Genomic DNA, 8782 nt, shown 5'->3' with positions numbered 1-8782 from the left:
TGTCGAGCCTGCGGCGCATACCGCCCGAATAGGTGGAAACCCTGCGGTCAGCGGCCTCGGTCAGGCCGAAGCGGTTCAGTAAAGCATCCGCGACCTGACGCGGATTGGTGAGGTGCCTCAGCTTTGCGATCATGATCAAATTTTCCCGCCCGGTCAATATCTCGTCCACGGCGGCAAATTGCCCTGTCAGGCTGATCGACTGCCGTACAAGGTCGGGCTTTGACGCGACGTCAAATCCGTTTACGATGGCGGTGCCTCCGTCCTGTTTAAGCAGCGTGGTGAGGATTTTAACAATCGTCGTCTTGCCCGCGCCGTTGGAGCCGAGCAAGGCGAAAATCTCACCTCGCTTCACTTCAAAATCGACGCCCTTTAGGACTTCTGTGTCCTTGAAAGACTTTCGCAGAACTTTCACATCAATTGCTTTTTCCATCCCGATATCCCCCTTTTACTTTGCTTTATCCGTAACCTTTTTCATGGCCTTGTTAACTTCTTGGTCAACAGATTCTTGATAGATGTCAGCGTAAGTTTTTGAATCTTTGATTAGATCGTCGCAGAAAGCTGCTACGTCACTTCCCGTCACTTCGAGCACGTCTTTCCCCAAGGCCGCGCCCTCTTCAAAAAGATCGATAATCCCCGAGAGCAAACCCATCCCGTCGGTTAGCTCAACAGGGCCGACCTTAAAGAGATATTTTTGAATCTCTTTATAAACAATCTGATAATCTTGCGGGAGCGCTTTGACACGCGCCACGTGCGCTCGCCACTCTTTTTTGCCTTCGATGATATCTTGTATTCTCATTTTATCCTCCTATTTACCTAATTTTTTAGCGATATTATTGTTGAGTTGCTCGCGCCACTTGTCGCGAAAAGACTTTGCCCCTTCTTCGCCGGCCAGCGCTGAACAGAAGCCTTTGATATCGTCACCCAAAACCTCTTGGACACTCTGACCGTTTGCCGCCGTTTCTTCGAGCATACCAAGCGCACTGTCAAGAATTGGCATGAGGTTGCGACCGGTTAAATCTGAGTGAGGCAAAAGGTTGGTTTTAATTTTTTCCCATGCCGTTTGATAATCAGCCGGCAGCTTTTTGGCTCGCGATTCAAAAGCTTTCAATTCTTTAGTCATGTCGCTGCCCGTTATTTTTTCCCAGAAATTCATTACTTCTTCTCCTTTAACTCGTTAATTTTTGATGATACGAACTCCCATTTTTCCCAAAACTTCTGTAGTTCCTTGCGCCCTGCGTCGTTTAGTGTAAAAAACTTTCGCGGCGGCCCCATATCGGATGGCTTTTTCGTAATTTCCACCAGCTTGTTTTTCTCAAGCCGCACCAGGATAGTATAAACTGTCCCATCCACAACGTCCGAAAATCCGAGAGCGTTCAGCCGCCGCGTAATTTCGTAACCATAGATTTCCTCGTGGCTGATGATTTCAAGGACACAGCCCTCCAACACACCTTTCAGCATTTCCGTAAGGTTTTCCAGCGTAATCCCCCCTAGCTATTCTGTATAACTTGTATGCAGTATTACTAACTACTAGTATATAGTAACACAGAGTAGCGTAGTTGTAAAGAGTTATATTTTTGAGGAACCAAAAAATCTCAACCAAGTTCCCTACCGGGTGATGCCAATCAATATGGCCTCATACTTTTTGGGATTAAGTTTGTTATTACAGAATAGGCGGATTGGAGAGACACCTCATACTCTGTAGAGCATCCGCCGAATAAAACGGCAACTTTTTTCTTTTCATATAATCACTCCTTGTTTTCCTGATATTTCATATCAAAGCCCATATTTTCATTTAGAAGCTTCGGATTTGGTTTCACACTTATTCTTTTCTTAAGCTGTTGTATACAGCCAACGCATCGGTAATATTGTATTGCTCGGATTTGTGATTTCCTTTGGCACCAGCTGTAATCAAAATGTATTCCTGCTTACCTTCTTTAGCGAGGCTTGCGAGACACAAACCAGCCTCATCGGTGTATCCGGTTTTTCCTCCCAGAATTTTTCCTCCTGTAATACTTGGGTCGCTGAGTTTTTTAAACATTGTACTGTAAAAGGTTATCCCGTCGGGATGTTTATTCGTAGGCTGCGTGGAATAGCGGGATGAAGTGAAAATTTCGCGGAAAGTATCGTTTTGCAGCGCGTAACTCAAAAGAACAGCCAAATCTTTGACTGTTGTGTAGTGGTTTTCATTGTGAAGTCCAGTCGCATTTTCAAAGTGGGTATTGTTCATGCCGAGATCTGCCGCCTTTTGATTCATCATCTTTACAAAATCCTGCTCTGATCCCGCAATCTGATCAGCAAGCCCAATACAACACTCCGCACCGCTTGGCAGCATTGCTCCGTATAACAAATCGATTGCCCTTACCTGCTCGCCCGGTTGGAAACCTGCCATGGTCGCATCCGATTTGTACAGTTCCTGAAACATTGAACTGGGAAGTTTGATTTTTCCCTGCAGCTCAGGCAGATTCTCTATGGCGACAATGACCGTCATAATTTTCGTCAAAGAAGCCGGATAGATTTTTTCTTCGCTATTTTTTTGCATCAGGATGGTATGATCCTTTAAACGGATCAGAATCGCATTAGAACTGTTCAGCTTGTCTGAAGATATAGGAACAGAGGGATTAGGTTCTATCTTTGATGAAGGAACCGGCGCTGTGCTATCATCAAAAGAACCGGGTGTCATCTTTAAAGAAGGATATGACGAGATTTTATCGTCATATCCTTTTTCAAATATTTGGTGTCTTCCTGGAGTAATGTTGGATTTGTAAACAAAAGCAGCAATCACACCCATCAACAGAAGTGCTACAAATATGCGTATCCCTGACTTTTTCTTTTTTACTTTTCGTATCATAATAAAACAACTCCTTCTTCTGTGCTGATATTATTCAACCACAGAACAGGGAGCTATGTTGGAATTCCATCTTATGAACACCTTAAGATTTTCTTATGACGAATAGGAAAGTTCTACTTACCTTTTTTATAACGGTATCTGGAGTTTCACTGTGACATACATGTTCTTTGCCATACTACTGCATCTTTATAGTTGCAAAAAGTTGAATATTTCACTGGATGAGATTAATCTGATTCCATTTTGTTGGATTACAGAGGGTATTTGCCCATACATAGAAAATACATTGCTTTTTATACCTCTTGGATTTATGCTTCCATGTATTTGGAAAAAGTATGGAGTGTTATGGAAAATAGCATTATCCGGTATGTTCTTTGTATATAACTCATTTTAAATTTACCCATTCTTAAGATCTTTATTTAATTAAGAAAAGGACAAGCTATCTGACTTAAGCAGATAACTTGTCCTTTTCTTGCTTTTGTGGAAGCACGACAGTGAAGACTGTCTTTTCTGTTTTACTTTGCACGAAAATATTGCCTCCATGTGCGTTTACAATTTCTTTGGCAATAGCCAGTCCAAGCCCGGCACCGCCTGTATTGGTAGACCGGGATGTGTCCAGCCGAAAAAATTTCTCAAATATCGTTTCCAGTTTTTCTTGTGGGATAGGATTACCTTGATTCGTAAAAGTCATAATAATATTTTTATCTTGCTGCTGAGCGGAAATATCAATGACGCTGTTTTCATAACTGTAGGCTATCGCATTTTTCAGAATGTTATTGAATACACGAGCCAGTTTGTCTGTGTCTCCCCACAGAGTGAGTCCGTCAGGCACATTGACGGACACCTGCTTTTCCTGTGGAGTCAGCATTGGATAGAATTCATCTGCCATCTGCTGGAGCATGAACAGCAAATTGATTTTTTCTTTATTCAAAACAATAGTTTGAAGGTTAAATCTTGTAATCTCAAAAAACTCATTTATAAGCTGCTCTAATCGATAAGCTTTTTCCAAGGTAATACCGACATATTTTGCCTTCTGTTCAGGAGGCATATCAGGAGCTTCATCCAGAAGACTTAAGTATCCTATTACGGAGGTCAGGGGCGTCTTTATATCATGAGCCAAGTAAACTACCAAATCATTTTTGCGCTGCTCAGCATCAAGCGCGGCTTTCTTTTGTTTTTCCAAGTTACTTTTTATCTGATTAAGCTTATTTTCCATAAAATCCAATTCAGGTGATAATGTGATTTCATCATCAGATTCCTCAGCAAGTCTATCCATTCCAGCAATGACTTCATCGAAATATTTTGTAAACCAAGAAATTGTAAATTTAAGCAGGATAACCAAGGATATGAGAATCACTATAAGTGTAATAACATCAATATTATTGTAAAATACAAACCGATAAATCATTAAAGCAACGTTATCGCGCAAAAAGAACGTATTCTTTAAAAAATGTACAATATTATCCCCAACATTGAAGTTTTTTTGAATTACAAAACGCAGGAAGAAAACAGTTGCAGCCGTGGCAAAAACAATAAGGAGCATTCGAAAAAATACTGTCCTTTTTAATTTTGTATAATCATTCCTTCTTTTGTCTCTCTTACTTATCAATTTTATAGCCAACCCCCCATACCGTTTTGATGTATTTAGGATGCTCTGCGCTGTCGTGCATTTTTTCTCTTAAATGCCGGATATGAACCATTACTGTATTGTTGCTATTGGTGAAATACTTATCTCCCCATACCTCATGGAACAATTCTTCCGAACTGACCACCCGTCCACGATTGGAGCAAAGGACCCAAAGAATTGAAAACTCTGTAGGAGTAAGAGATAGCTTTTTTTCATTCAGCATACATTCATGGGTATCCATGTCCAATACCAAGCCGGAAAAGGCAATCAAGTGTTCTTCCTGGTTTGGCCCCGCAGAATTATATTTGGTAAATCTTCGGAGCTGTGCCTTTACACGGGCAATAAGTTCCAAAGGCCGGAACGGTTTAGTGATATAGTCGTCCGCACCTAATGTCAGCCCGGTAATCTTATCGATTTCTTCTTCTTTAGCAGTCAGCATGATAACAGGAAAATTATGTTTTTCCCGGATTTGCTGGCAGATTGAAAAACCATCCATATCGGGAAGCATGACATCCAAAATGGCGAGGTCCAGTTTTTCATTTTCAATACAGTTAAGGGCATCCTTGCCGTTATAAAATTTAAAGATATTATAGTTCTCATTTTTCAGATAAACTTCAACCAAATCGGCAATAGCTTGTTCATCATCAACTATTAAAATATTTGCAGCCAAAAGCTTCATCTTCTTTCTTTAAGTATATATCCCCATAATTATTATACCACGAAGCAAAAATCCATTTTATAGCTTTTTACTTGATAAAATCTTAAGATTTTCTGAATATCGCGATACTGATAATCTTTTACACACAAATATAAATTTCAATTTTGTCAATAGCAAGGGACAGCCCACCATATCAGTAAGCTGTACCTTAAATTTACGACTTGCGTTTTAGCAATTAGATGATACTGTAACGCAATATCATCTAATATATTCAAGGGGGTCGTCTAAGGGGGACGGGGGTCGTGAGCTTATACCTCTCCGCAAAATGACATATTTCTGTTAACTGCCATATTCTGTCAAGTTATGTAGTTAACCTTATATGTATTTTCTGTAAACTTATACAGTCATGCATTTATGTAAAAATTCTCTTGTAGTCAAAAATAATTGCTCCTATAAGACATAGCCTCACTTCAAGCTAAAGCACATCTTCTAAGCTAAAGCATATAATATTATGCATTCTATAAAAGGAGTTATCAATATGTTTAGCAAGCCTCTATGCCCACATTACGTTAACGCGCTAATGTATAAAACATCCTATGCAAAAAATATACGCCAAACCTATCCATATACTTATTTGCCACATGCTCCAATACATAATCCCAATTTGAATAAAAACGAAAGCATAAGTAATTTTGTCTCAATATTGAACAAAAGCGGGTTTATCGTTCAAGAAGGAGAACTAAAATATATAGATATTCTAAAGCTAGCCAGTGAAGGTAAAGTTCCTTCTTGTTTCGGGAATAATGCAAATGCTCCATATGCAGTCTTAACCCTTCCGCCAGCTCCCAACCAGGATCCAGCCGAAGGACAAGAACCTCCAATAGGATATGATTCTAATAACCCCAATAATTATCCAGCCAATATAAATCCCATACTACCCGGCGCCACCTTTAAGCTGCGACCTGATGAGGCTATTGTTCTAATTGGTCAAACGCCTCCCCCAGCCTATTATTTTAGTTTCAGAAGTTATCGTGGCTTAGTAGAGAATCAACCAGAGAAGGACTACAGCAATGCTATTACAGCAGGAAATAACTATACTGGTTTCTACCACATGCTCTTTGCAAGTCTGGGTGATACAGTAAATAATTTGGGAATCTGGACTAATAGTACTCCTCAAGGATCGGGTGGATACCCTTTTAACAGTTCCACAATCATCATTAGTACTGCTGACATGTATGTTAATCAAAAAGTCCGTGATGCATTAGACGTTGCTGGATATAGCTCAGAAATTATAAATGATGACAACATTCCTATGGAATTGGTCAACATGGGATTAGAAAAAGGGAAGGATGTCTTTATTTTTGTTATGAGGGCTCAATTATGGGTACAAGAAAGTATTGGCGACGCATATATCAAGAATATTGATAAGTTTTTCAAGGTATTGCGAATTACACCTAAAATCCCCATCGCTACTGGAAACCACTGGCCGATACCAACCCTAAAAAAAAGGGAAACAGATCCCACAGAATTTCAAATTGTTCCCAATGCAGTAAATGATATTAATTATTTACGTAAAGAGATAATTAAAAAGTATGGAACCTCGGAATATAATCACATAGACTTGGACACAAATATTTGGATATTAGAGGGTTATCAAGGAATACTACAGGATGTTAACGTTTATGGGGATAATAGCGATGCCTTATATTTAAAAACAGACAATTTCCAATTAACAACCGATGATGATTTTGTAATCATATATGGTATAAACCATGAGAAGACCGGAAAAGCAAGATTATGCCAAGACAGTTTCTATGGCGCAAAGCTTTGGAATGGCGTTGCCGGATCATTCTATACTGTTGAGTTTCCTAATTCTGCTGCTGAATTTTTCCCTGAAGGGTACGAAAACACCAAGTACTATTATTCATTCAAGATGGCAAGAACGGCCGGTAAAGATAATGTTGTTACTATACCGTATAGCAAAGGCAACCCCTTAGGAAGTGCATACGGAGTTGATAATAATGAAGATGCTTATATAGGTTTTAGAATTTATCAAGATAAAGAAACTAAGGTTGGTCCAGCCCTTTACGATGTTATCTGGGATCGTGCAATACTTTTTACGAAAAAACATAAATGAGCACTATAATACATTAAGTATTTATGTAAATAGAGCTTGAGATATAAGACAGCACTAAAATTTAGTGCTGTTTTCACTTGCACCTAATGACACTCTGACCATTTGCAGCCTTGCTTCAATATACTTTTTTCACTTTTTCTCTATTGTTCACCAAATCTATTAAAGAGTCAACAATAGGTTTCCTCCCTTCTACCCCCTATTAATCTGCTCCTGAGTAATAAGTGTATCAAATAAAATTTCAAATTTTGTAATTTCAGCTATGGTACAAGGGACACTTATCCAATTCATCTGAAGCTTGCATTCCGAACAAGAATTCCTTCAGCTCTGTACTCCTTCTCACAGTCTCAAAGCCTCTTATACAAAGGCTTGCCTAAGTTTTGTACAAGCAACTAGAGTTTATCAAATTTCTCCTTAAACTTCAAAGTCTCCTCCGACAATAATCCTTTAGAATCAGCTAATGTTAACACAATGCAATTAAAAAACATATGCTATAAGGCATGTATATTATTCCTCCAGAGAGCTCCTTTGCTTTATTCTTTTTATCTCCAGGTAAAGAGCAAGTACAGGCCAGAGTAGTCTTCGGCTGGTGGGAAGAAAAAATAACATTATAAAGTCTATGAAAGGATTGAACAACATGTATATTAAGTATCCATGTCCATATTACTTTAACGCACAAATGAATAAATCCCCCAATACATATAATATTCAAAAAATGTACCCATATTACTATTTGCCCAGCACACCAATTAATAACTTCCATTTTGATAAAAATGAAAGCATTAAAAATTTTATCTCAATATTAGAAAACCGGGGTTTTATTGTTCAGGAAGGAAAAATCAGCTATGTTGATATACTAAAGTTGTGCAGTGAAGGTAAAGTTGACTCTTGTTTAGCTAACAACGTAGGTGCTCCCTATGCATTCTGCTTCCTTCCGCCAGCCCCCAACCAGAATCCGTCAGAAGGACAGGAGCCTCCAGTAGGATACAATCCTGGTGACCCCAACAATTTTCCAGCCAATATTGACTATTTAGCGCCTGGATTTACGTATAAGCTGCGACCTGATGAAGCCATTGTATTAATTGGAAGGACACCTCCTCCTGCCTTGTATTACTGTTTCCGAAGTTATGTCGGATTTATTGAAAATAAACCGGAAAAAGACTACAGTGAATATATTACGGCTGGTGATGATTATACCGGCTTTTACCACATGATCTTTGCCAGTTTAGGTGACCAATTAAACAATTATAACATCTGGACTGATAATACACCAAAAGGAGTGCCAGGAAAACCTTTTAACAGCTCCACCATTATCATTAGCACTGCTGACAGGAATATAAACAAACAAATCTGTACTGCTCTAAGTATAGCCGGGTATAGCAATGATATTATGAATGATGACAATATCCCTATTGAACTGGTTAACATGGGACTGGAAGCGGGAAAAGATACCTTCATGTTTATGACGAGGATTGCACTATGGGCACAGCAAAATATCGGCACCCAATATCTTAATAA

General features: G+C 39.2%; 9 protein-coding genes and 2 pseudogenes. 3 read left to right on the top strand and 8 right to left on the bottom strand.

Annotated elements, in window-relative coordinates; translation table 11 throughout:
* The 6 genes and pseudogenes from N3I35_00055 to N3I35_00030 all read right to left on the bottom strand — a co-directional run.
* A partial coding sequence (locus tag N3I35_00055) for an ATP-binding cassette domain-containing protein (GenBank protein MCX8128477.1) occupies positions 1–430 on the bottom strand: 430 nt, incomplete at its 3' end.
* A gap of 15 nt (positions 431–445) precedes the next feature.
* On the bottom strand, positions 446–796 hold the full coding sequence (locus N3I35_00050; protein ID MCX8128476.1) for a DUF1048 domain-containing protein: 351 nt from the start codon (positions 794–796) through the stop codon (positions 446–448).
* Between the two features lie 9 nt (positions 797–805).
* Positions 806–1153 (bottom strand): DUF1048 domain-containing protein, encoded by a 348-nt coding sequence (locus N3I35_00045; GenBank protein ID MCX8128475.1) that lies wholly within the window; start codon positions 1151–1153, stop codon positions 806–808.
* Positions 1153–1476, bottom strand: a complete 324-nt coding sequence (locus tag N3I35_00040; protein ID MCX8128474.1) for a PadR family transcriptional regulator — start codon at positions 1474–1476, stop codon at positions 1153–1155. Before N3I35_00040 ends, N3I35_00045 begins: the two co-directional genes overlap by 1 nt.
* 132 nt (positions 1477–1608) lie before the next feature.
* Positions 1609–1739, bottom strand: a pseudogene (locus N3I35_00035) (D-alanine--(R)-lactate ligase).
* Between the two features lie 80 nt (positions 1740–1819).
* Positions 1820–2848, bottom strand: a complete 1029-nt coding sequence (locus N3I35_00030; protein ID MCX8128473.1) for a D-alanyl-D-alanine carboxypeptidase — start codon at positions 2846–2848, stop codon at positions 1820–1822.
* A 217-nt stretch (positions 2849–3065) separates the two neighbouring features.
* Here N3I35_00030 and N3I35_00025 point away from each other — a divergent pair.
* Positions 3066–3239: pseudogene (locus N3I35_00025) on the top strand (VanZ family protein).
* A 54-nt stretch (positions 3240–3293) separates the two neighbouring features.
* Here N3I35_00025 and N3I35_00020 read toward each other — a convergent pair.
* A complete protein-coding gene (locus N3I35_00020; protein ID MCX8128472.1) occupies positions 3294–4454 on the bottom strand; it encodes a HAMP domain-containing histidine kinase in 1161 nt (386 codons plus the stop codon).
* Positions 4444–5142, bottom strand: coding sequence for a VanR-ABDEGLN family response regulator transcription factor (vanR, locus tag N3I35_00015; GenBank protein MCX8128471.1), 699 nt, complete (start codon positions 5140–5142; stop codon positions 4444–4446). The genes N3I35_00020 and vanR overlap by 11 nt, the downstream gene beginning before the upstream one ends.
* Before the next feature lie 526 nt (positions 5143–5668).
* Here vanR and N3I35_00010 point away from each other — a divergent pair.
* Entirely contained in the window at positions 5669–7267 is a 1599-nt protein-coding gene (locus N3I35_00010) for a hypothetical protein (protein MCX8128470.1), read from the top strand.
* Positions 7268–7901: 634 nt separating this feature from the next.
* Positions 7902–8782: hypothetical protein (locus tag N3I35_00005; protein ID MCX8128469.1), on the top strand; the 881-nt coding region annotated here is incomplete at its 3' end.

Source organism: Clostridia bacterium, from assembly GCA_026414765.1.
Lineage (GTDB): Bacteria > Bacillota > Clostridia > Acetivibrionales > DSM-27016 > SKW86.
Note: the sequence above shows the minus strand (reverse complement) of the source record. Positions and strands in the feature narration are given on the sequence as shown.